Below are 22,574 nucleotides of genomic sequence, written 5' to 3' on the forward strand. Positions count from 1 at the left end.
GCCAGCCAGTCGTTGCGGTTCACGGCGAGCAGGTCCCCCGCCCGGATGCCGTGTCCCGGGAGGAGCATCACCCGGACCAGAAAGCAGCGCGCCGCGAACGCCTCGGCCAGGTCCCGCATCGCGAGCGGCATGTCGGCCAGCCCGTGCAGGAGCACGATGCCCCGGCCCGGGCGGCCGCTCCCCGCCGGCGGGCAGCCATGGGCGGGCTGGAGCTCGAAGGGCGTTGCGGCGGCGAGCTCCGTTCCCTTTCGGCGCGGGTCCAGGTACACCTTGTGGCGTTCGAGCCTGTCGCGCGTCTGCCTGACATAGTCGTCGAAGCCGCGGAAACGGCCGGGATCGAACGGCAGGCCCTCCCCTGAGGGCCGAAGCCGCGCATCGCCGGCGTTCCGGCTCTGGGACAAAGCATCGGCCGGGAACAACTGGCCCAGGGCCGCAAGCCCAACCGCAGCCAGCAGGCCCGCCACAGCGGCTCTCGCTCTCGCGGTCACGCCATTCAACCGCCGCGGTTTCCGGGTTCCCGCCATGTTGGCTTACAGTGCCATGGCGCGTGGCGCGTCGCGAGCCGGATACCCGGCACGGTGGCTGATTGCCCCGGGCCGCGCGCGCCGGCAGGGTGCGAAACCGTCCTTGCCCCGCATCATGACGTGGAGGTCCACGACGTCGACCGCTGCGGCTGCCGCTGCCGCGTTCCCGGCCGCGGTTGCGTCCGGCCCGCGGCGTGCACGACGTCCGATTCGTATGTCGACGAAAAACAGTCTCCCTTGTCATTCATCTCATTACTTCCCGTGAGCCCCGGCCCATCCGTTGTCGGACACATCGATCTCCTGCCCGTCCGGCCCGGCGACCTTGACCTCAAAGTACGACCGGGGTTGAGCCGGATCCTCCACCGGGGTCCGCGGAGCCGCCTCCGTGAGCCGCCCGCCCAGCTTGGTGACGCGCGCCACGGTTCCTTCCAGGTCGTTCACCTGGAAGCCCAGGTGGTCCACGCCCGCGCGGGACGCGGGCGTCTTGAGGTTCAGGATCGCTAGGTTGACATGGCCGTCGGAGAGGTACACGCCGGACCGGCCCTTGCCCACTTCCTCAAGATCGAACGCCGCCTTGTAGAAGGCCGCGGTCTTCTGAACGTCTTCGGTCCTTATCGCAATGTGCTTGAGCCGCGCCATTGGAACCCTCCTGTCCGCACCCGTGACTACCCTTCCAGTGTAGCGCGGACCCCTCCTCGCAGAAACAGCCCCCGTTCCGTTGAACCGTGTGGTATGTTACGTGTCGTTGTTGTTTTGCGTCGTGTTTCGGAGAGAAGGCGTCGGTCGGCGGCGCATCCGGCCGGAGAACGCGAGGAAGAAGCCAATGTCCGTGTCCCGCTTGGATTCGTTGCGCTCTCGGCCGAGCGGCCCAGCGGCATGACGTGCGCCCGGCGCCGGACGGGCGCGCACGGACCGGCCCCCGCTGCTCCGCCTCCCACGGGCTCCCGCGCAAGCGGGGCCTCAGGGCGGAGGCGGGCTACGGGGTGCGGGGGTGGCGCTCTTTGGCGGGCGGTTCACGGGCACGCCGAACCTGGGTTACGGGACGTCGGACGGCGGAGCGCGGGAATACCGGATCGGCTGGCGGCTGAGCGCGGCGGCGGACCGGAGCCCCGGCTTCGAGTTGAACCTCGACGCCACCCCAGAGCGAGTCCCCGGGCCGGAACGAGGCCGAGAACGGCGTGACGGTGCGCGCCCTCATCCGTTGGTAGGCGTCGTCGCGCCCACACCGCCGCCCACGATGCGGGCCAGTGAATGACGCTGCCGGCCCGAAGTGAGCGTCCCCGTTGGACCGTCGGGGAGGTGTCCCATGCCGGAAGCAACGGAGCCGCGTTGTTCGGCAGGTTCTTGTTGAATGTGGTCGTATCAAACGGGCGACCAATGCAGGAGGAGACTGACATGAAAACGCTTATTACCAGTATTCTGTTCGTGCTGGTTTCGATGCTGGGCAGCGCCGCCCTCGCGGCCGACATCAAGCTGGGAGTGGTGTTCGGTTACACCGGCCCCATCGAGTCGCTGACCCCCCACATGGCGCAGGGCGCCGAGCTGGCGATGAAGGAAGTCAATGACGGCGGCGGGTTGTTGGGCGGCAAGAAGGTCGTCTCCGTGCGCGCGGATTCCACCTGCGGCGACGCCGCCGCCGGGTCCGCCGCCACCGAGCGGATCGTGACATCGGACAAGGTGAACGCCATCGTGGGCGGCGACTGCTCGGGCGTCACCATCGCCATGCTCGAGAACGTGGCGAAGCCCAACGGCATCGTGATGATCTCGCCGTCGGCCACCTCTCCGGCACTGTCCACCATCGAGGACAACGGCCTCTTCTTCCGCACCGCGCCGTCCGACGCCCGCCAAGGCGCGATCGTCGCCGACATCCTGAAGGACATGGGGATCAAGGAGGCGGCGCTGACCTACACCAACAACGACTACGGCAAGGGTCTGGCGGACAGCATCGCCGCCAACGTGAAGAAGGGCGGCGGCAAGATCACCATCTCCGCTCCCCATGAGGACGGCAAGGGCGACTACAGCGCCGAGGTGGCGGCGCTGGCCGCGGCGGGGGGCGACATCCTGATCGTGGCCGGCTACGCCGACCAGGGCGGCAAGGGCATTATCCAGGGCGCGCTCGACACCGGCGCCTTCGACAAGTTCTATCTGCCCGACGGCATGATCAGCGACTCCCTGATCAAGGCCATCGGCAAGGGCCTCGAAGGCGCCATTGGCGCCCACCCGGGCACCGACAGTCCGGGAGCGGCCAAGCTCGGCGAGATCGCCAAGGCCGCGAAGATCAAGTCGGACAGCCCCTTCGTGCCGGAAGCATACGACGCGGCCGCGCTGATCATGCTGGCCATGCAGGCGGCGAAGTCGGCCGAGAGCGGCAAGCTCAAGGACAAGGTCATGACGGTGGCCAACGCGCCGGGGGAGAAAATCTATCCGGGCGAACTGGCCAAGGGGCTCAAGATCCTCGCCGGCGGCGGCGACGTGGACTATGTCGGGGCCTCGGCAGTGGAGCTGATCGGGCCGGGCGAGAGTGCCGGCAACTACCGGCAGATCACCGTCAAGGGCGGCAAGTTCGAGACGGTCAACTATCGATAGTCCGATAGCGCCTCCTCGCCGCCGCCTTCCCTCGGAGGGAGAGGGAGCAAGTCAGGGAGGACCTTGGAAGAGGGGTGGACGGACGATTCTGGCCAGGGGCGCCGCCATGGAGGACGCGCTCTGCACGCAAGCCAAGCTGACCCGCGCCCTGACGCCCCACATGGGGCCGGTGATCGGCTAAAGGTGGGTTGACGAGCCGGCCGGCTCAGAAGTGGCTCGGGGTGAGCGAGCCCGTGCGGGAGTACTCTTTCGGGACATGATGCTGGAGTCGGGCGCAGTGGTGCCGGTGAACTGGGGCACCCGGCCCGTGTTCGAGGCTGTGCTCGGGCATCCGGCCAATTCACTCCTGTGGCTCATGTCCAAGGGAGTGGAGTTGGGACCGGGAGACATGGTCTCGGTCGGTTCGTTCGGCCGGCTCTTTCCGCCTGCGAAGGGGAACGGCGGTGCCTCGGTGACCTATTCGGGGCCGCCCGGAGAGCCGACGGTGCGCGTGACGTTCAAGTGAGGCTTCAGCCCACCGACGCGTTGAAGGGAAGGACCTGGATGCCCGGTCCTGCTCTTGATGCTTGTACCGGGCTTGCTTCGTACACGCCTCGGTGCGGCGCCCAGCGGCATGAAGTGCGCCCGGCTCATCGCCGGCGCGCCCCGAAAGGAGCCCTGCGAGTCTTTGATGGCCGAAGCCGAACCCGGCAGCCTGCTGGAGTATCCTGGGGATACGCTCCCACCGGACGTGCGGCTTCCAGTGTGCTTCAAAGGCAGCGGCCTGCCTGTGAGGGACAGGACGTGAGCCGCGGCGTAGACGTGCAGGAGGCGGCCCGTGTCGTGCTTCTCGAAGCCGCCTTCAAGGCGTTGGACATAGCCATACTCTCGCTTGACATCCGCGCTGCGCACGTGCTCGCGTACGCTGCCACTTTCGCGCAGGCCATGAGGGCGTCCGATAGTCAGGCATGGTGCGACCACCTCAAGGAACACCAGAACGGCGGGAGCGAATAGCCACGACGGTGGGGATGCGATGCCGTAGATGATACCTTTCTGCATCCCGAATCCAGCATGATCGCAAAGCCCTACAAGCAACAAACCGTACCGACGGATCCTCGTCTGCGAGCGGGCGTCAAGGCCGAGGGGCAGATGGCGCACTATCTGCACCGTGCGTTCTCCAACAATCCGGAGACGCACGTGTTGCACGGCCTGCGCCTTGAGGACCGCCAGCAACCGGAGCAGGACGGCTCGCCCGGAGTGTGCCAGACAGATCACTTGATCGTGCATCGCTGGGGAATGTTCATCATCGAGAGCAAGTCGGTGACGGAGGAAGTAGGGGTCCGGCCCGACAATACGGGCGGGGATCAGTGGAGCCGCGTGTACCAGGGCAGGGATTCAGCTCCTGATTGCGATATCGGGCAAAGGGCGAATTAAACTCCTCGATGGTTGGACGGAACCTCAGGAACCGTTTCGAGACTTCGTCACCAAGGCCGATCTGGTGCCGGACAAGATCGCTGAGGAACTGGAACGCCATCGCAAGGGCGCAACGTCGCTGGGCAAGTCGCAAGGCGAGTACGGCCTGTGGGACATCGAGGACAGCGCGGCGAAGGCGGTGGCGGAGTTTCTTGCCGGTCGCCATGCGGGACCCCTCAGGCGCTACCGCGCCGCGGACGAAGACCAAACGGACCGTCCCCATCCAGAGTCGCCAGCCCTTGCGAAAAAGGCCCACTCCCGACGCGAGCACGGCTAAAGCGGTCTGCAAGCATTGCCGCGGAAAGGATCTCACCGCGCTAGGCAGGGAGGTCTGGTTGCGGCAACAAACAGGTGGGCAAGGCCGGGACGGCCTGGGCCTACCGCATCGGACAGCCCGACGTGGGCGACGTGCACGCCACACACGGCCTGTCACGGGCGGACGCGGGCGGCATGGTGGAACTGGGTTTGGCCATCGCTTGGGAGAGCCATTGTCGCCGGCAAGATCAAGGTCACGGACTACATGGCTGACCAGCCAACCTGTCTTCCTTATTCCAGCAGCGTCCATTGCGAGAAGGTGGCCGCCTGTCCCCGCCTGCCTCTGTCCTCGTCCACCACATTCCACACCGTCGCGTGCTCTACGAGGAACAGTCGCCCGGTCCGCGAGATTCGCACACCACGGTAATCGCTGATGAATCCGTGGGTCGTTACCAGACGCAGCATCCGTGCGCGCTCGTCCCGGTTCATGGGCTCGGCCGTCAACCGCGAGGGCGTCGTGGTGAACTCGTCCCAGGTCATCTCCCACAGTTCCAGGGCCTTCCGGTTGCCGTAATTGAGGATGGGGTCGTCGGAATCAACGTGGGACACCACCACGAACGGCGCCAGGAAGAGCCTTTCGCTCTGCTGCTCCATGTCGCCGCTACGATCGATCAGCTCCCGCTCAAGCCACAAGGCATAGCTGTCCAGCAGCCACCGAAGCCATTCAAGGTCCATGGGAGGGAATCGATCCGTGGACCCTGTCATCTCTCCTCTCCGTCATTCCCGTGAACGTGGGATCTCGGGGCTGGGGAGCAGGAGCAACCCCCCAGATACCGCACGTCCCGCAACTCCCCGCGTGCGCATGTAGTCCATGGCTCCATGATGGTCATGTCCTTGAAGTGTGTTCTCGCCATCTCTATAGCCCCTTTTTCAAAGGGAACGTTTTGGGAAGAGAATCTCCCCCTCGGAATGGGTATGAATGATCCGGGAACAAGCTGCGGTCAACCTCGTTCTCCAAGTCCTCCCGGGACCTGCGACTCCCATTCGTACACTTACGAGCGCCAAGAGCTCCCCGCTGAGGGTTCACCAGTTCTCATGCTGACTGCATTCTGCCGCCATCGGCGCCATCGTTGAACTCGCCGTAGCCGATACTCCGGTCGCTGGAGCTCATTTCCTCAAACCGAACCGCTCACACCGGACCTTCGCCCATGGTCTGCGCCATGGTCCTGCGGGCCGCAGCGACCAGGTCGGCGAGTTCTCTGTCGCGTTCGGCGTCGAGCCGTTCGTCCCGTTTGAGCGTGGCGATCATGTATACAGAGCGGTAGATTGCTCGATGAGCGCGGCGTGACCGTTGGACAGGGTCGTGGGCGGAGGCTCTCCGAGACGTTCCTTGGCGGCGGCGACCGCGACCGAGCGGATGAGTTCGCCGGCCGGGATGCCGTGCCGCGCGGCGGCCCGCTCGATCAGACTCCACTCGGAATCGGAGAAGCGGACCGTGCGCGGCTGGCGCGCCTCGCTCCGGCATTGGACTGACTTGCTCTTCTCCGGACGTTCCGCGGCATGTTTTCTGCCCTCTTCAGGCCGACCCACAGGCCGGTTCCGGTCAATTCCTTGCTCTGAATCATCGGCGTCCCGGTTGCGGTCGAAAACCGGATATCCACGAGGTCTTCGAGACGCTCACAATCTGTTGCGGGCAACTGTAAACGGTAAATCTCGGGGCTGTTGAAAAAGCGCGGTAGCTATGACTCACTGGGCCCTATATATCATTGCCTTGTTGCCGCGTGCCCCCCTGTACGGCGAGCAATACGGTCGATGGATGCCGGATAGTGGTGGTCAGCAAGCCAGGATCGACCAACCAACTCCCCCCTGAAAGCCTCTCCAGGCTCATCGTGCAGCGCCGAACGAGCCATTGACACTCCTGTCGAACACGCCTCCAACCTCTTCGTGATCGGGGCCGAAAAATCGCCCCGAAAGCGTCGAAGCGTCGGGGTCTCGAACGTCCCATCGCGCATGGCGATCCCCTCCCACGTCATGTCATCGTAGGTTTCTCCGGACTCCACGTCCGCTATCCCGGTCAGCGCAACACCGAGGTGCATGTCCGCGAAGTCCACGGTCACGCGTGCATCGCCTTGAACGAAGCGCTGTTCGGCCATGTTGCCGTAGTCAAGCCCGACCATGGCGCCGGACCATTCGGGGCCACCCCCGACCGGATTGCTTCCGTTGCCGATGCCACCCGCCGAAGCGACCGCCTGAATCGGGCAATTCGCGCGTAGGCGCGGCCGGGGGCCCGTGTTGTTTCCGGCGGTATGCGGAGGAGGAGAAACGGGTGAGTTCGAGCGAAACGGCAGGTAGCTCCGACACCCCGCACCGGCGGAAAGGAGCGGGCGGCGGCGCCGAGTCTCCGCCGCACCGCGGTGGGGAGAGGACGTGAACCTGCAAAAGGGTGTGTGGGCGGTTGTTGCGCTGTTCGTCGCATACGCGGCGGCGTACTGGCACTACGTGATCGCGGCGGCAATGCCGTTTGGCGCGCAGTTCTCCTATTTCGCCGGTTCCGGTTCGGTGATCTGCATGGCGCTGGCGCTAATGCTATCGGCGCGCCCGCGCGCGGTGGAGACATGGTTCGGCGGCCTCGACCGGATGTACAAGCTCCACAAGTACCTGGGCGTTGCCGCCCTGTTGCTGTTCATCGCGCACTTTGCGACGGTTCCGGGCGGCGGGCCGGACGACGATGCTGCGGCCGCCACCGCCGTGTCCGTCCAGGGCGGCGCGGCAACGCCCGCGCCACCGCCTGCACCGGCGGAGCCTGCGGCCCCGGACGAAGAAGGCGGATTGCCCGTCGGGACCGTCGGCCTGGTGGCGATGATCGGCTTCACCTTGCTCATCATCATCACGCTCAACCGCAAGATCCCGTATCACCGTTGGATCACGACCCATCGGTTCATGGGGTTGTTCTTCACCGTCGTCAGCGTCCATGTCTTTCTGGTGCTCTACGAGGGCGAAGAGATCGCTTTCTTCTCCGCTCCCGGCGTGTTTCTCGCCCTCCTGCTGCTGGCCGGATTGGCGGCCTACGCCTACAAGCAGATCCTTTATCCGGCGAGCGGGAAACGCCCTTTCACCGTGACCGCGGTCAACAGGCTCGAGCGCGCGACCGAGGTGGTGCTGCGCTCGAAGGACGGGATGTTTGCCTTCGAGCCGGGACAATTCGCGTTCGTCACCATCGACGCCGCCGGTTTCCGGGAAGCGCATCCCTTCACCATCTCCTCTGGAGCGACAGAAGACGGGCTCCGCTTCACGATGAAGGTGCTTGGCGACTACACCCGCCGCGTGCGTGACGATCTGAGTGCGGGGGCCGATGTCGCCATCGAGGGTCCCTATGGACGCTTCAGCCCTCTGAGGGGTTCGGAGAAACAGGTCTGGGTGGCAGGGGGGATCGGGATCACTCCCTTCCTGTCCGTGTTGCGCACGATGGCGCCGGGGCATGGCAAGACCGTGCGCCTCTACTACTGCGTGAGGACCGCGAGCGAAGCGCTTTTCCTCGGCGAACTAAAGGCGCGGGCGGCTGACCTGGGAGGCGTGACGATCACCCTGTTCACTTCCGACGCCGGGGCGCGGATCGACGCGGACGCCATCCGGGCCGACCTTGGCGAGGCGCTGACGGACTGGAGCTACTATCTTTGCGGTCCGAAACCGATGGTCGCGGCCGTCTCGGACGGTTTCGCGAAACGGGGTGTGTCCGCGCGGCGCATTCACAATGAGGAGTTCGAGTTCCGTTGATGCGGCCGGCGCCGCTGTGCGGCTGGTCCGACCGGGGAGCCCGAGCCCGCCGCACGGAGGCCTCGGAGCCGCGGCGGCCTGCGTCCGGCTGTCCGGTCAAATGGAGGAGCGCCGCGGGACAACCCCCGCGACGGGGCGTTTGGCGCGGGTTTCGACGGGGACCGCAAGCGAAGTCCTGTCGGCGTTCCGGCAACTGACGGAGACAGGAAGAAGCGGTTGACGACCGAGCCGTTCGGCCAGGGTCTCGCTGTCGCGATAGCCCAGCACTGCGGGCACGCCGCGGTCCACGTACTGCTGCAGAGAGGTCTTGTTGCGGCCGATGGCCAGCGATGCGGCGGCGAGGGTGAGGTCTTTCCTTCCGCAATCCTGCGTAGCCCGCCGCATGAGTGGGCAGACGTGTAGGTAAGTGTAGGTTTTACCTATTGCGTGGCCGCATTGGCTATGTTCATACGCATGACAGCGCTCGACCCCTGTTCGGAACTCCCTCTTGACGATCGCCTGCGCCGGGTACCATACAAGAGAATGAAACGAGCCGCGACATGAAACGGTGACCGGTGTGGAGGTCCGGTTTCCACACTTCCGCGGCCTGGGGGTGTCAACGTCACAACGGATTGGACCTTCAACCCTGTCCTGTTCGGCCCACGAACCCGTTGGCCGGCTTTCGGGATCCTTCGGACGGCAGCGCCAAGGTTTGCCTCGGCCGAAACGTTCGCGGGCCACACCACAGAATCACGTCGAACGGCCGATCCGGTGCGAAACTCTATCCCCACCGACGTGGGGAATCATGACGACCCTGCGAGGGTAACACAAGGGTCTATCCCCGCACACGCGGGGAACCGGAGATTAACACCGAACTTTATCGAGTTTGTAAAGCAATCGCCCGCCCGGCGCTACCTGTTGGCGGACGAAGAAGAAGCATCCCATAGCCGTAGGCGCGATGCCGCCCGACTCCCCGCGCCAACAGCGCGGAGAATCGTTCCGGGTCCTTTACGCTCAGCACGCCATGAAAGGTTGCGTCCGGCCCCTCGGTCGGACCTTTCCCGCGCGACACACGGGCGCGCTGGAAACGGACGAGGCGTGTACCCTGACGGTCGAGCTCGGCGAAAGGGGCCAACCGCTCCGCGAGCCAGTCGAGGTAGACGGGTTCTCTCGTGCGGCCGCTGCCGGCCGTGCCCGCGGGATCGTCCGGAAATCGCCGCAGCGCCATGACGAGGAAGGCATCCACCTCGGCTCCCTTCCGGAACGGTCCGCGTCCGAGATTGTCGCTCAGCCTGCGGACGGGCCGCGCGCGGAGGTCAAAGCCGATTCGCTGGCCCGCCTTCCACGACCCAGGCATGGCCTTCCCCACCAGCTGTTCCATGTCCAGGACCCCCAGATGCTCCGGAAGGGCGTACACGCCGCCGGTACGCCGCAAGGTCTCCGCGTCGCTCCGACTGTAGCCGTAGAGGCTCCCCACCGTGCTTCCGGGCGGGACCAGCAAACGGAACGGCCGAAGCCCGCCGGGGCCAAAGGATTCGCTCACCACGTGATGAAGCGCACGGCCCTCGTCGAACCCGACCTCGTGGCCACGGTAGCGCAACCAACCGCGCTCGCCGGCGCAACGCGCCAGCCCGGCCATGTCCACGGGCGCCCTGATCAGGTACAGGGGTTTCACGGACCGGCCCCCGTGACGAAACCCCGGACGACGCGGCGCAACCCGCCGTGCAGCCCCGTGCGCCAGTTGCGCGTGTCGGGAAGCTCGAACACGCCGTCGACCGACGCGTCGGCTTCCGGCCCCTCGCCAACCGGCCACAGCGCACGGTACGGCCCTGGACCCGGGAGCGAGCACAGCGCCGCATGGGCCGTGTCCCCATCCGTCCAGCCGTCCCTCAAGCGGCAGGCGGGCAGACACGGCTTGCGCCCGATGAACAGCGGGCGCGCGGGCCGGTCGAGCGCTTCGGCCAGGACCTCGAGCGTCGGTTCGGGGCCGGCGGGATCGAGCCGCAGCACCACCCGCACTACCGTATCGGTCAGGTAGTCCCGCGCGCGACGGTGCGGCGCATCGTGGCTCGAGCCCCTGCGTCCCTCGGGAACTCCGAAGGTCGTCCAGCCCTGGTCTGTCTTGGAGAGCTTGGCGTTCTGGCCGTCCGTGAGCGCGCCTGCGGCGCCCGACCCCCGTTCATGCCGCGCGCCGAAGACCAGCCGGTCCTGCAGGGCTTGATGCGCCGCCCGGTCCGCCCAGGACAGCCCGATCGCGTTGGCGAGAAGCCCGGTGAGCATCGAGGCGGCCGGAAAGTCCCGCGTCGGCCCGACCTGGTCGATCGCCACGCCGCCGAAGGCCATCAGCGGCGCATCCAGGCGAATCACGAGCCACCGATGGATCACTTGAACGCTCCCGGAAGCGCTTTCGCCCAGGCAGCGAGGTCGGCCAGGGTTCCCTGCTCCGCCCTTGGAAACTCGACCGGGACGAGCGCCATCACGCGCCGTTCCTCACCGGTCCCGTATGCCTCGTCGAGCAGATGCAGGTGACGGGCCATCGCATCCGCCGCGGCCCGGGCGTCCGGCGCACAGGGGTTCCGGTACGCCTCGGACAACGCGCGCGGTTGCCGCTCCCCGCTCTCCAGAAGCATCAGGGAGGCGCGGCCGTAGGGCGCCGTGGACCCGAGCTTCGCCCCCGGCGAGACCTCCGCGACAAGGTAGACCAGGTTGTGCAGGACCGCGCCGGCCATGTCCGCCGCGGCGGTGGTGTCCGCATCTCCGCCCAGGTTCTTGAGAAGCCCCGGCAGATCCACCACCACGTACCCGTAGAAGAGGCCCGAGGTAAGCTCCGTTTCCTGGATGGTGTCGGCCCCCGGCTCGGCGTCGGAAAGGTCGTCCACAGCGGTAAAGTAGTCGCTCTCCGCCTCTTCCCCGTGCACGGTGAACGCATGGGCGACGTGAATCGAAGCGGCGATGTTGGCATCGGCGTCGGATGTCACCATCCGCCCGAAGAGCGCGGCCGTCAGTCCGGCCGGAAGTGTCGCGGCGTCCCGCATCGCGCGGATATTGTGGTGAAAGGTCTTCCGCCATACCGCAACCGCCTCCTCGGCCGCGGCGGGCCTGCCGCCCGCTTCCTCCGCCATGCGTTCGGCTTCGCGGGCCAACCACCTGATCTCCGGCGCTCCAAGCAGAAGCGTTTGGCGGTTCTGCCTGGTAACCCCCTTCTCCCCGTAGACGGCCCGTTGGATCTCCGGCTCCAGCGCCTCCAGCACGTCGTCCGGAAAGCGGGTACGCAACGGCTCCATCACCTTCTTCGTCACCAGCTCGCGCGAGCGGAACGCAGCTTCCGCGCCGTCTATCCGGTCCAGGGCATGGGGGTCGTCGGCAACACGCCAGTGCCGCTTGAGACACTGCGACGAGATGCGCGTGCGTGAAACCCCGCCATAGGGCAGCCGCTTGGCCTGCCCGGTTTCGTCGCGATTCAACAGGACGCCCGTGTACTGGCTCAGGGTGTGGATCTGCAGGAAACGCGGTTCGGTCATTCCTCCTCTCCTTCATGCCCGGCTTCGCGCTTGCGCACGGCCACGTCCAGCCTGCGGTAGTATGGTCCGGCCAGGAATCGTCCAACGTCGCTGCCGGGATCCAGCAGCGTCCGTGCAACGTCGACCACGTTCACCCCGTGTCGGCGCGTACGGGCGATCACGCGGGCGATGCGCTCCAGGAGACCCCTCCTCTGCTCCCCCCGCGCCGCAATCAGGTGTGCCAGCCGTTGCTCGCTGATCACGGGACGGAAGCCCGCCGAATAGGGCCATGTCCGGTCGCCGCCGTCGCAAAGGACTTCTCCCCACCGGTGCTCGGCGCTGTGCAGAAACCCCCGGTGCGCCGGTCCGCCTCGTCCGGTCAGCATGGCGAGAATGCGAATGACGGCGGCCCATTCATCAGGTCTTTGGCCTATGGTGCGGGGGTAGCGCGCCGCCAGCAGCCAGAAGAGCGGAGCCGCGGCCGGCGTCTCCATGCGGCGCAGTTCGGCCAGCCTGCGAGGCGGGAGCCTCTGGAGCATCCGGGCCGCGCCCTCGGCGGTTTCCTCAACCGGACCTTCGAATCCTGGCACTGCCGTCGTCCATCTTCTCGTAGATCCGCGGAAAGCGCCTCCGGACCCGTCCGTGAAAGGCGGTCCACGCCCGCGCTTCGGCCCTCGGCCGTTGTATCGTCGAACACGGCACGTTCCGCAGAGAATCGGCGAGTTCGGTACGCGCCGCGTCGAAGAGCGCCTTCCGGAAATCGTGCCCCGCTCTCTCGATGGCCTCCGGTTCGCCGTCGTTCCCGGCCCCGAGCCGCCGCCAAAGGTGGGGAAAGAACAACGTGTCGGCCACGCGGTCGAATCGGCGTCTCGCCGGCGCCGCAACCGCATACCTCGCGGGTCTCACGCCTTCCCAGGTCCCTCGCGCCGCGAATAGAGCCACGGCGTCCCGCAAGGCCCGGTCGAACGCCGCGATCTCCTCCATTTGCACCTTCGAGACTTCCGCGGCGGCTGCGGACCGAAGAAGCCGAACCACGCCATACGGGACCGCCACCGCGCGGCTCTTGAAACCGTCCGTCCTGCAATTCCCGCGGGCCAACGCCTCGGCCACGAGCACCATGTCGTTTGCGGCGTCGTCCGGCGCGGGCGTCGCCAGAAGCGGCACGTGCCACTCGCCTCCGAACATGATCTCCGCGAGCCTCTTGTATCCGAAGTCGCCGGCGCTCAGCGTCAGGCTCTTCCCGCTCGCCGCATGTACCGGCGCCCAGGGATCCCCGACGTTGCCATGGTACGCCTTTGCATCGACGCGCGCCGCGATGGAGCTCGCCCGGATCGCCGATAGGCCGCCTGCGTTGTCGACGAGCCTCACTCGCCGGCAGACTTCGATGAACCAGGGGTCGAGCTCGTGCGGACTCAGCTGCTCCCCGTCGGGCCAGTCCACACACCAGAGGAGCGCCGTCTCCTTGCCCCGGGGACTGCCGTCGCGGTCCGCCAGAAGACGCCGGACGTCACGGGACCACCACTCGCTCGGATTCGGCCCGTGACTCTTGGCGCTGCCGGCAGGCGCCAGCGCCAACATCGGCCGGCTGGAGGAGCCTCCGTTCATCCGGGCGATTCCGTAGGTTCGGTTCCCGTCGTAACCGGCGGTCGTCTGCAGCGAAACCAAGGCGAACAGCCAGTCGTCAATCTCCGCAGAGCGGGCTACGGTCCGCTTGAGGTCATGGTTTCGCGCGGTGATGAGCACATCGAGCTCGTCCGGAGTCTCCACCGGCCACCACCGCAGGTTGTCACGGGCAGGCGGCTGGAGAAAAGCGGGCTGCGTCCGGTCTTCCACAACCATGCGCCAAGGCTCATCGCCGGGGTGGTCCGGGGTCAAGCCGCGGAGCAGCCCGGCCCACACCGAAGAGTCCCCGGACAACTCCGTCCGTCCCGCCTTCCACAGCGCCAAGGCTCCGAGCTGAACCAGAAACATGTGCCACGCAGGACGTTGATGAGACCTCAGCGCAGGAAACCGCGATACTCTCGATCGCGACATGGCCGCGAACAGCGCGGGAAGGGACAAGCGTTCGGACTCCGATACCGAGACAACGAGATCCGTCAGGACGTTCAGGGAGACGGTCAAGAGTTCCGCCGTTCATCCGGTGATCGCATCGATACTTTCGAAACCAGCCGGTGTGCACCAGATGCCGCGCCAGTTTGTCAGGGGCGAGCGGCTGCATGAAGGCCAGCTTGCTCGGGGCCCCTGCGCGCTGGGTGTTGGCAAGAAGCAGCCCGGCTACTCGTAGCAACGCGCAGGGTCAATGTCAATCGAGGACCAATGGGGATGAGGCACGGTGATGCCTCGTCAACGCTTCGTCCTTCACTTCGTGCCCATCTTGGTCCCTCCCTTCCAACCGTCGGGATGCCCGGAAGGCGGGACAGCGATTCCCGGCTATGCCGCCAACTCCGTCCATTCGTCGGGGCAGGCCCTCACCAAGGCCATAGTCCCGCTCCCTTCGTCGCACTGGATCTTGAATTACCTGGCGTACGAGTGGCGACGTTCCTTGCGACACGTCAACGGAGCGTGGCGTTTGGTTGGACCTTAGCGGAGTCTGGAGATGTCGGCAGTGCGCGGCCTCTAAAGAGTCAGAAAGCCCCTGGAAAATCCTACCGCAAAGCGATCAGCCTCGTCGAACTGATGGACATGCTTTCCACCGAAGACACGGACCGCGAGTGGTTCGAGCAAGTCAGATGGCCCAAGGGGCCGATCTGCCCCTACTGCGGAACTGACAACGTACAGAGTAGAATCAAGCACAAGACCATGACGCATCGCTGCCGAGTCTGCGTGAAGGGTAGCAGCAAGCGTATGTTCTCGCTCAAGGCCGGCACCGGGATGGAAGGCTCAAAGCTCGGTTATCGCACATAGGCCATCGCGATCTACTTGCTCACCACGAACCTCAAGGGCGTGTCGGTCAAGTCCGAGAAGTGCTGGATAATTGGATGGGGGCAGCATCGGCCGAGGCGGTTGGGTTGAGGCCGTTGTGGGCTTGGTATTCATGATCGAGTTCTTCTCTGACGGCGCGCATCTGGCGGCGTTCGAGATCAGAGCCGGCGTTCCTCGACAAACAGGCGCTCCAGCAGGTTGGTGGTACGGATGGCACGGCGATGGGTGATGGGCATTCTGGGTGTGCGATGCAGGCCTCGAAGTCATCCATGAAACAGGCGGTGGCGGTGGGCAGTTCGGTCTGGTAGTCAGCGACCACACCCGCGGCGAGTTCGCGTGCGATGGCACGGGAGGGGGCTTGGTAGGCGGCTGAGACCCGGGCCTTGAACTCCGGCCACAGATCCTCGGGCGTCTTGGCCACGAGATTCCTCAAGCGGTGAGCGGCCGCCAGCATCGGCTCGCGCTTCTGCCCGGGGCGGATGCGCTCGGCTATGCCGTCGACGAACAGATAGACGATGCCGTACTCCGAGAGATCGCGGCTGGCGAACTCCTGGTAGTCTGCCCATAGCCGCTCACCGATCTCCGAGACCGCTGTCTGCGACAGCAACGACCGCCCGCTCTCGTCTCTGAAGGCGTCTTCGATGTCGCGCACCGAAAGACCCCGCGCCAGAAGTTCCACGGCCAGGTCCTCCAACGCCTGGGTGCGCCCCTTCAGGGTCTCCCGGATCTCCGAGTGGAAAGGCTCCTCCCGCCCCGTGATCTGCGGCGCCGCGTAGTCCACCACCCCTTCCGCCGCCCCGGCCGAACCCCGTTGCGCCATCCCTGGCCCTCGGCCGCCCCGTGCTCGTAGTAGTCCCGTCCCAAGGCATTGCGGCTCTCCGCCTCCAACGTCTCCTCTATGATCAGACGCCTCGCCAGCTTCACCAACTCGCCTCTCCCGTCCGCACATGACAGCCGTCCTTCGATCAGCTCCGAAAGGGATTTGCGCGTGCGCATCGATCCCGGTACTCTCTTCGCCATGGCGTGCCTCCTTCTAGGCGCCGGCCTCTACCCGCGCCGGTTGGTTCTTCCTCAACCAGGATGCACCCCCTTCCATTTTCCAGCTAGTTTTAGGACTTCACCAACCGGAGTCACGCGATGTCGTCGAAGAATGATCGGAAACTCACCAAACGTACTATCGACGCCCTGGCGGCAATCGGCAGGGAGGCCATCTTTTGGGATCGGGACCTGGCCGGGTTCGGCGTCAGGGTCTACGCCAGCGGCCGCAAGGTCTTCGTGGTCCAGACACGCGGCCCGCGGGGTCCAATACGCGTCACCCTCGGACGCCACGGTCAACTGTTGGCAGACCACGCCCGCAAGCAGGCCGCCCAAGTGATCGACCGCATCAAGCGGGGTCTGGAGCCGTTTCCAGCGCCGGTGGAGCCGGAACTTACGGTAGCGGGTCTGGCGGAGCGCTACATGCAGGGCCATGTGGCGGTCAACTGCCGGAAGAGGACGCAAGCAAGCTACCGCCACATCATCCAGCGCCACATTCTGCCCGAACTCGGTGAACTGCCCATAACCGAGGTGGACCGGTCGCAGGTCGCCCAGTTTCACTACCGGCTACGCGAGACGCCGCAGACGGCGAACACGGCGGTCAACGTCCTGTCGCGGATGTTTTCAATGGCCGAGACGTGGGAGTTGGCGCCTCCGGGCCGGAACCCATGTCGGGCGGTGCGCCGGTACAAGGAAGTCAGGCGGGAGCGGTTCCTCTCGCCGGAGGAGTACCGGAAACTTGGCCGGGTGCTGAAGGAGGCGGAGGGTACCGGCTCGGTGCGACCCTCGGCGGCCGCGGCGCTCCGCCTGCTGATACTGACCGGATGCCGGAAGAACGAGATCCTGCAACTCCGGTGGGACGACGTGGACCGGGCGGCGCGCGAGTTGAGGCTGAGCGACACGAAGACGGGACCGCGGAGCGTTCCGCTGACGCCGGCGGTCGAGGCGGTGCTCAACGGGATTCCCCGGAAAGGGGACAATCCCTGGGTGATCGCGGGCAAGAAGGCCGGCACCCATATGGTCGACGTGGACACGGTGTGGGTGCGCCTTCGCGCGAAGGCCGAACTGGAGGACGTGCGCATCCACGACCTTCGGCACAGCTGGGCGAGCCGTGCGCTGGCGCTCGGGGAGAGTCTGAGCATGATCGGAAAGCTCATGGGTCACGTGAGAGCGGCCACGACCGCGCGTTACGCACATCTGGCGCGCGACACCGAGAAGGCGGCGGCAGCGAAGGTCGGCGGCAGCCTCGGCGCCGACATCTTCGGGCCGGACGCGGACGCCGCTTGAGGCGGGACGGGGGAGCGCGATGGCGAAACTCGAGACGAGGTCGTGAAGGTGGACAGGGACACGGTGTTCTGGGACTCCGAGCAGCCGGACTTCGGCGTCAGGGTCTACCCCACCGGCGCGCAACACTACATCGTGCATACGCGCGCCCGCGGCTCGGCGAAACGGCTGACGGTGGGCCGGCACGTAGTGATCACGCCCGAGGAGGGGCGGCGGCGCGCGGCGCTGATCATCGCGGGCGAGGAGCCGGAGCCGCTGGCGGCGAAGCGCGCGGACGAACCGACGGTAGCCGAGCTGGCCGCGCGGTATCTCAGGGAGTACGCGGAGGAGCACTGCAAGCCGAACACCGTGATGGCGTACCGCCGAAGAGCGGGGAAGCGCATCGTGCCGGCGCTGGGGAAGCTGCCGCGTAGTCGCGTCCGGCGAGAGGATGTACGCAAGTTGCACTACGCCATGCGGACGACACCGGTGATGGCGAACCGGACGCTGACCCTCCTGTCACGGATGTTCAACATGGCCGAGTCCTGGGGCCTCCTGCCCGACGGAAGCAACCCGTGCTGGCGCCAGCCGAATACCGGGAGCGGACGCGCGAGCGGGTTCCTCACCACGGCCGAGTTCCGCCGGCTTGGGCGTGCGCTCGGCGAGGCGGAGGCGAGCGGCGCCATCCCGGTGCATGCCGCAGCGGCGATCCGGCTCCTGATGCTGACCGGATACCGGAAGAACGAGATCCTGACGCTGCGCTGGAAGGACGTGGACCTCAAACCATGGAACTGCATCTCGTCGACACCAAGACGGGCGCGCGGACGGTGTCGCTGTCGCCCGAGGCCGCGCGTGTGCTGGCGGGCATTCCGCGCACCGAGGGCAATCCCTGGGTGATACAAGGCCGGAAGAAAGGCGAACGGCCGCGATTCGTCGACACTCACGTACGCGAGCGAGCGAAACTGCGGGATGTCCGGCTTCACGACTTCCGCCACAGCTTCGCCTCGCGCGCGTTGGCGCTCGGCGAGAGCCTTCCCGTGATCGGGAAGCTGCTGGCCATGCCCATGTCGAAACCACCGCGCGGTATGCGCATCTGGCACGGGACTCCATGCACGAGGCGGCGGCGCGGGTCGCCGAAAGCATCGCAGCCAACATCGTGTGAATCCGCCTGACAGGCTCCACAAGCCCTCCTAACGTCGGTAGGCGTAATGAGGTCCAACTTCGTTCGACCTTGGGGCCACGAACTAAAGCTCCCCCACGGCAAGATCGGGGCGCGCGCGATGAGGTCCTAGTTTGCAGGACAGACGGAGGACGAACTCCAGGCACTGATGGTCGAGCACCCGGAGTTGCTGGACGGCGAACAGATACGCCCGGGCGATGCGCGGCGTTGGATTCCCATCACCCGTGAGAAGGGCACCGCTCCCTCCTCCGGTGAGACGAACCGTCCGTCCGGGGGGTCTTCTCGATCCCGCTATAGGGAAGATGATTCCCGAACATTTCCGGGATGTTGATCTCCATTTAGGCAAGGGTGTCAAGGCCACGGATGTGGTGTTATTGTGAACTTCGTAGAAAAGTCATCTATGATGCTCGCCTTGATTTCAACGGATCCGCGCGCTACCGTAGTTTGGTACATCTATCGACCTTGCCCGTGGTGCAAGCGAATCGTGTCATCCCTGTAGGTATGGAACACGGCAGAAGTCAGACGAAGCGAATCAAGAGAACGACGTGCTAGGGAATCGAATCTCACGACTGAGTGGCGCCATTATGCGCATCAGTGCGAGCCTCGACCCCGACACCGTCCTGGAGGAGGTCGTCGAAAACGCGCGCACGCTGACCGGCGCCCGCTACGGCGTCATCATCACCATCGACTGCGCGGGGGAACTCCAGGATTTCATCACCGCTGGCTTTACTTCGGAAGAGCACCAGGAACTGGCGGACTGGCCCGACGGGCCGAGGCTCTTTGAACATTTTCGAGACGTTCCGGTAGCGCTCAGGCTGACAGACCTGCCGGCCTATGTCCGTTCGCTAGGCTACTCTGCAGAGATGATGCGTTCGAAGACTTTCCTAGGAACGCCCATGCGACACCGAGGTGATCGTGTCGGTAATCTCTTTCTCGGCGAAAAGGAAGACGGACGGGAGTTCACGAGCGAAGACGAAGAGGTCCTCGTGCTCTTCGCGTCGATGGCGGCGGCGGCTATCACCAACGCCCGCACGTACCACAACGAACAGCGGGCGCGGGCCGACCTGGAAGCCTTGTTCGACACCTCCCCGGTGGGTATAGCGGTGTTCGATGCGAGGAACGCCAAGCCGGTGTCGTTGAATAGGGAGGCGAAGCGGATCCTCGAAAAGCTACAGATGCCGGGCCGGTCTCCAGAAGAGTTGCTTGAGGTGCTGACATGCCGACGTGCCAACGGGCCGGAGTTTGCCTTGGATCAATGGCCGCTGGCACGGGCGCTGAACGTTGCCGAGACCTTGCGGGCCGAGGAGATAGTCCTCCAGGTTCCCGACGGCCGGAGCGTCACCACGCTGCTCAACGCCACGCCGATCCGTTCCGGAGACGGTGAAGTCGAGTCGGTGGCCGTCACCATGCAGGAACTGGCGCCGCTGGAGGAGTTGGAACGGTTGCAGACCGAATTCATAGACATGGTGAGCAACGAGCTACGCGCCCCGCTGACCTCAATCAAGGGCTCCGCGGCAGCGGTGCTAGCCGCCTCGCCGGGCCTGGACCCGGCCGAGATGCTCCAGTTCTTCCAAATCATCGACGAGCAGGCCGACCGCATGCGTGCGCTCATCACCGACCTGCTGGACGCGGGCCGCATCGCTACTGGCACGCTGTCGGTGACGCCCGAGCCCTCGCAGGTAACCGCCCTGGTGGACCAGGCGAGGAGCACGTTCCTGGGCGGCGGCAGCCGGCACACGGTGCTTATAGACCTGCCGTCCGACCTACCAAAGGTGATGGCCGACCGACAACGCATCGTGCAGGTCCTGAGCAACCTCCTCTCCAACGCCGCCCGGTACTCTCCCGAATCGTCTACCCTACGGGTGGCGGCGGCGCGCGATGGCGTACACGTGATGATCTCGATCGCCGGTGAGGGCCGGGGCGTGCCACCAGAGTTGCTACCGCGTCTTCTTCGGAAGTACACGGGGTTTGTTGGCGCCAGAGCGGACCATGGGTTCCAGGGGTCCGATGTGGGGCTCGCTGTCTGCAAGGGGTTGGTAGAGGCACACGGGGGCCGCATTGGAGCTTTGAGCGACGGGGTGAATCAGGGCGCGACCTTCACGTTCACTGTTCCAGTGGCAGAAGAGACCGGCGACGTCGCCGACTCGGCCCGGATTCCTCCCGGATCGCCTCGAGAAGGGAGCGAGTCGAAGCCCATTCTCGTGGTGTACAACGACCTGCGGACGTTGCGTTTCGTACGAGACGCGCTTGGGGCGGCGGGGTACTCCCCGATCGTCACCGACGGCCATCAGGAGTTGTCCGGCATCATCCGGACCGCGAAGCCCCACCTCATCCTGCTCGACCTGCCGCCTGGGACCGATGGAGCCGAGCTCATGGAAAGCCTCCGTGACTTGGCTGATCTTCCGATCATTGTTGTATCCACCTACGGGAGGGATGAGACCACCGCAAGGGCGTTGGAAATCGGAGCCGTGGATTACATCGTCAAGCCTTTCTCGCCGACGGAACTTACCACGAGGATCGGAGCGGCTCTGCGTAGACGGGCCGAACCGGTTCCGTTCGTGCTGAGAGATCTCGCCATCGACTACGAAGAGCGTCGGGTAACCGTGGCCGGACGTTCCGTTCGACTTACAGCGACCGAATTCGAGCTTTTACGGGTGCTCTCCTGCAACCCGCGGCGGGTCAAGACCTACGACTACCTGATCCGCCAAGTATGGGGCGGTCTTGAGGCCGGTGACCCAGATCTTGTGCGCACGTTCGTGAAAAAGCTCCGCCAAAAGCTTGGCGATGACGCCACCCGCCCGGTCTACATCCTTAACGAGCGTGGGGTCGGCTACCGCATGGACACACCGGAGGATCCATGAGAAATCGCCGCTTCGAGTCGAAGAGCGGCCAGGGGCAGCCGGACCGAGCGTAACGCTGTGCTCCCTAACCCTCACTTGCCTTCGTGAGGATGGTGCCTCACGTCGCCCAGACCGGCTCCCTCGCGCCTGTACGGCGGCGGGAGCGCCATACGGGCGGACACGAACCCGGCAGGACCAAGGGCATGCCGGGGGGCAGGAAGTCGTAGCGCCGTGATAGTACCGTTGAAGGCGGGAAACCGTGGCCATCGGGATCCGTTGAAGGGAAGCCGGGGCGTCACCTACACAGACTCACTGATGGGAAACGCTGGAGAAAACACTGAGTTCCACCAACGCGTACACGAAACAGTAGTGGGTAAGACACTCAAGCCGTACCCGTCAATCCCCCCGTCCGCCAGCGGCAGTTTGCACCACGGTCACCGCCGTTGTATAAGTCTGGAAGACTCGCCAAGATGACCGGAGTGTCCCAACGCTCCGTCTGGAAAGGACGGCTCCTTATGTGGCGTGCGGCGCTCGCGCTTGTGGTTTTGCTGACTGCCTGTTCGGAAAGCGACAGGAAAGCGGCGTTGGAGATCCTTGGGCACGCGGAGGTGGTCGGAGGGATCGCCGGCGTCATTGCCAGATCCGACACGCTGATGGTGAGCGATGTGCTGTCCATCGAAGGGCAAGATGAGCCTTCTCTCACCGAGTATCAATGCATCACCGACACAAACACTTGCACGCGAACCGGTGTGCCCTTGTTCGAGCCTGACAATGCGCTTGTCGACCTTGTCAGGGTGGCGACCAATCCAGACATCGAGCGATCCGGTGTCCGCATGTACAAGGGCATTGGCTTGGCCGACTACAACGCCACGGCGACTCGGCAGGGAGTCGTATGGACAACTTCCCATTACGGGGCTTGGCTGGATTACAGCGCTATTGAGACGACTATTGCCAGCGCCAAAAAGCCTGACACAGTAAATGTACTGACGGCCTACAATCTCTCTTTCGGTAAACGGACTGGGAGGGCTCCTGCAGGCAACGCCACCTGGGAGGGCGTGATGCTCGGCCACACCAGGCACGGTGCCGTCCAGCCGCTTCAGGGAGACGCCACCCTCAACTTCAGTCTCGACGACATGACGATTGACGTGGTCTTCACCAAGGTCATGAACCTGACGACGAGGGACGACTTCCCCGACTTGCGGTTTGATGATGTTCCGGTCAGTAGCGGGACATTCACGAACCGCACAGACACCGCACACATCGC

General features: G+C 65.4%; 23 protein-coding genes. 11 read left to right on the forward strand and 12 right to left on the reverse strand.

Annotated elements, in window-relative coordinates:
• Together OXF11_15245 and OXF11_15250 are read right to left on the reverse strand one after the other, a co-directional pair.
• The coding region (locus OXF11_15245) for a hypothetical protein (GenBank protein MCY4488449.1) at positions 1–488 on the reverse strand (488 nt) is incomplete at its 3' end.
• Positions 489–776: 288 nt separating this feature from the next.
• A complete protein-coding gene (locus OXF11_15250) occupies positions 777–1,163 on the reverse strand; it encodes a VOC family protein (GenBank protein MCY4488450.1) in 387 nt (128 codons plus the stop codon).
• A gap of 756 nt (positions 1,164–1,919) precedes the next feature.
• Here OXF11_15250 and OXF11_15255 point away from each other — a divergent pair.
• The 6 genes from OXF11_15255 (at position 1,920) to OXF11_15280 (ending at position 5,090) form a co-directional block, all read left to right on the forward strand.
• Complete coding sequence (locus tag OXF11_15255; protein ID MCY4488451.1) at positions 1,920–3,110, forward strand: ABC transporter substrate-binding protein; 1,191 nt, start codon at positions 1,920–1,922, stop codon at positions 3,108–3,110.
• Positions 3,111–3,366: 256 nt separating this feature from the next.
• Entirely contained in the window at positions 3,367–3,615 is a 249-nt protein-coding gene (locus OXF11_15260; protein MCY4488452.1) for a hypothetical protein, read from the forward strand.
• A gap of 278 nt (positions 3,616–3,893) precedes the next feature.
• Positions 3,894–4,103 carry a hypothetical protein gene (locus OXF11_15265; GenBank protein ID MCY4488453.1) on the forward strand — a complete coding sequence of 70 codons (210 nt, stop codon included), beginning with the start codon at positions 3,894–3,896 and terminating at the stop codon, positions 4,101–4,103.
• A gap of 57 nt (positions 4,104–4,160) precedes the next feature.
• Positions 4,161–4,523 (forward strand): nuclease-related domain-containing protein, encoded by a 363-nt coding sequence (locus tag OXF11_15270; protein ID MCY4488454.1) that lies wholly within the window; start codon positions 4,161–4,163, stop codon positions 4,521–4,523.
• 64 nt (positions 4,524–4,587) lie between these two features.
• On the forward strand, positions 4,588–4,839 hold the full coding sequence (locus OXF11_15275) for a hypothetical protein (GenBank protein ID MCY4488455.1): 252 nt from the start codon (positions 4,588–4,590) through the stop codon (positions 4,837–4,839).
• Between the two features lie 74 nt (positions 4,840–4,913).
• On the forward strand, positions 4,914–5,090 hold the full coding sequence (locus OXF11_15280; protein MCY4488456.1) for a hypothetical protein: 177 nt from the start codon (positions 4,914–4,916) through the stop codon (positions 5,088–5,090).
• A gap of 18 nt (positions 5,091–5,108) precedes the next feature.
• Here OXF11_15280 and OXF11_15285 read toward each other — a convergent pair whose 3' ends face one another.
• The 3 genes from OXF11_15285 to OXF11_15295 form a co-directional block, all read right to left on the reverse strand.
• The gene (locus OXF11_15285; GenBank protein MCY4488457.1) at positions 5,109–5,552 is read right to left on the reverse strand and encodes an MEKHLA domain-containing protein; all 444 of its coding nucleotides are present in this window, start codon (positions 5,550–5,552) and stop codon (positions 5,109–5,111) included.
• 570 nt (positions 5,553–6,122) lie between these two features.
• A complete protein-coding gene (locus OXF11_15290) occupies positions 6,123–6,407 on the reverse strand; it encodes a hypothetical protein (protein MCY4488458.1) in 285 nt (94 codons plus the stop codon).
• Between the two features lie 173 nt (positions 6,408–6,580).
• The gene (locus OXF11_15295; protein MCY4488459.1) at positions 6,581–6,994 is read right to left on the reverse strand and encodes a hypothetical protein; all 414 of its coding nucleotides are present in this window, start codon (positions 6,992–6,994) and stop codon (positions 6,581–6,583) included.
• A gap of 250 nt (positions 6,995–7,244) precedes the next feature.
• Here OXF11_15295 and OXF11_15300 point away from each other — a divergent pair, with 250 nt between their 5' ends.
• Positions 7,245–8,591 carry a ferredoxin reductase family protein gene (locus OXF11_15300; protein MCY4488460.1) on the forward strand — a complete coding sequence of 449 codons (1,347 nt, stop codon included), beginning with the start codon at positions 7,245–7,247 and terminating at the stop codon, positions 8,589–8,591.
• A gap of 96 nt (positions 8,592–8,687) precedes the next feature.
• On the opposite strand, the gene OXF11_15305 is transcribed toward OXF11_15300, so the two are convergent.
• The 7 genes from OXF11_15305 to OXF11_15335 form a co-directional block, all read right to left on the reverse strand.
• Positions 8,688–8,975, reverse strand: a complete 288-nt coding sequence (locus OXF11_15305) for a hypothetical protein (protein MCY4488461.1) — start codon at positions 8,973–8,975, stop codon at positions 8,688–8,690.
• A gap of 472 nt (positions 8,976–9,447) precedes the next feature.
• Positions 9,448–10,245, reverse strand: coding sequence for a type I-E CRISPR-associated protein Cas6/Cse3/CasE (locus OXF11_15310; GenBank protein ID MCY4488462.1), 798 nt, complete (start codon positions 10,243–10,245; stop codon positions 9,448–9,450).
• The gene (gene cas5e / locus OXF11_15315) at positions 10,242–10,952 is read right to left on the reverse strand and encodes a type I-E CRISPR-associated protein Cas5/CasD (GenBank protein ID MCY4488463.1); all 711 of its coding nucleotides are present in this window, start codon (positions 10,950–10,952) and stop codon (positions 10,242–10,244) included. The genes OXF11_15310 and cas5e overlap by 4 nt, the downstream gene beginning before the upstream one ends.
• The gene (gene cas7e / locus OXF11_15320; GenBank protein ID MCY4488464.1) at positions 10,952–12,091 is read right to left on the reverse strand and encodes a type I-E CRISPR-associated protein Cas7/Cse4/CasC; all 1,140 of its coding nucleotides are present in this window, start codon (positions 12,089–12,091) and stop codon (positions 10,952–10,954) included. The genes cas5e and cas7e overlap by 1 nt, the downstream gene beginning before the upstream one ends.
• Complete coding sequence (locus OXF11_15325) at positions 12,088–12,609, reverse strand: type I-E CRISPR-associated protein Cse2/CasB (GenBank protein ID MCY4488465.1); 522 nt, start codon at positions 12,607–12,609, stop codon at positions 12,088–12,090. The genes cas7e and OXF11_15325 overlap by 4 nt, the downstream gene beginning before the upstream one ends.
• Before the next feature lie 25 nt (positions 12,610–12,634).
• Positions 12,635–14,041, reverse strand: a complete 1,407-nt coding sequence (locus OXF11_15330) for a CRISPR-associated protein Cse1 (GenBank protein ID MCY4488466.1) — start codon at positions 14,039–14,041, stop codon at positions 12,635–12,637.
• A 979-nt stretch (positions 14,042–15,020) separates the two neighbouring features.
• The gene (locus OXF11_15335; GenBank protein MCY4488467.1) at positions 15,021–15,812 is read right to left on the reverse strand and encodes a transposase; all 792 of its coding nucleotides are present in this window, start codon (positions 15,810–15,812) and stop codon (positions 15,021–15,023) included.
• Between the two features lie 317 nt (positions 15,813–16,129).
• Between OXF11_15335 and OXF11_15340 the strand changes: the two genes are divergently transcribed.
• The 4 genes from OXF11_15340 to OXF11_15355 form a co-directional block, all read left to right on the forward strand.
• Complete coding sequence (locus OXF11_15340) at positions 16,130–17,314, forward strand: tyrosine-type recombinase/integrase (GenBank protein MCY4488468.1); 1,185 nt, start codon at positions 16,130–16,132, stop codon at positions 17,312–17,314.
• Between the two features lie 42 nt (positions 17,315–17,356).
• Positions 17,357–18,187, forward strand: coding sequence for a hypothetical protein (locus tag OXF11_15345; GenBank protein MCY4488469.1), 831 nt, complete (start codon positions 17,357–17,359; stop codon positions 18,185–18,187).
• An 867-nt stretch (positions 18,188–19,054) separates the two neighbouring features.
• The gene (locus tag OXF11_15350) at positions 19,055–21,331 is read left to right on the forward strand and encodes an ATP-binding protein (protein MCY4488470.1); all 2,277 of its coding nucleotides are present in this window, start codon (positions 19,055–19,057) and stop codon (positions 21,329–21,331) included.
• Positions 21,332–21,825: 494 nt separating this feature from the next.
• The coding region (locus OXF11_15355) for a hypothetical protein (GenBank protein MCY4488471.1) at positions 21,826–22,574 on the forward strand (749 nt) is incomplete at its 3' end.

This window comes from Deltaproteobacteria bacterium (assembly GCA_026712905.1).
GTDB lineage: Bacteria > Desulfobacterota > Binatia > UBA9968 > JAJDTQ01 > JAJDTQ01.

Excerpts from the sequence above, each read along its gene's own strand:
- OXF11_15305 (MCY4488461.1), bottom strand. The coding sequence starts at position 8,975 with ATGCGGCGGGCTACGCAGGATTGCGGAAGGAAAGACCTCACCCTCGCC.
- OXF11_15350 (MCY4488470.1), top strand. The coding sequence starts at position 19,055 with ATGCGCATCAGTGCGAGCCTCGACCCCGACACCGTCCTGGAGGAGGTC.
- OXF11_15260 (MCY4488452.1), top strand. The coding sequence starts at position 3,367 with ATGATGCTGGAGTCGGGCGCAGTGGTGCCGGTGAACTGGGGCACCCGG.
- OXF11_15335 (MCY4488467.1), bottom strand. The coding sequence starts at position 15,812 with ATGGCGCAACGGGGTTCGGCCGGGGCGGCGGAAGGGGTGGTGGACTAC.
- OXF11_15270 (MCY4488454.1), top strand. The coding sequence starts at position 4,161 with ATGATCGCAAAGCCCTACAAGCAACAAACCGTACCGACGGATCCTCGT.
- OXF11_15325 (MCY4488465.1), bottom strand. The coding sequence starts at position 12,609 with ATGCTCCAGAGGCTCCCGCCTCGCAGGCTGGCCGAACTGCGCCGCATG.
- OXF11_15295 (MCY4488459.1), bottom strand. The coding sequence starts at position 6,994 with ATGGTCGGGCTTGACTACGGCAACATGGCCGAACAGCGCTTCGTTCAA.
- OXF11_15250 (MCY4488450.1), bottom strand. The coding sequence starts at position 1,163 with ATGGCGCGGCTCAAGCACATTGCGATAAGGACCGAAGACGTTCAGAAG.
- cas7e (MCY4488464.1), bottom strand. The coding sequence starts at position 12,091 with ATGACCGAACCGCGTTTCCTGCAGATCCACACCCTGAGCCAGTACACG.
- OXF11_15330 (MCY4488466.1), bottom strand. The coding sequence starts at position 14,041 with ATGTTTCTGGTTCAGCTCGGAGCCTTGGCGCTGTGGAAGGCGGGACGG.
- OXF11_15285 (MCY4488457.1), bottom strand. The coding sequence starts at position 5,552 with ATGGACCTTGAATGGCTTCGGTGGCTGCTGGACAGCTATGCCTTGTGG.
- OXF11_15255 (MCY4488451.1), top strand. The coding sequence starts at position 1,920 with ATGAAAACGCTTATTACCAGTATTCTGTTCGTGCTGGTTTCGATGCTG.
- OXF11_15340 (MCY4488468.1), top strand. The coding sequence starts at position 16,130 with ATGTCGTCGAAGAATGATCGGAAACTCACCAAACGTACTATCGACGCC.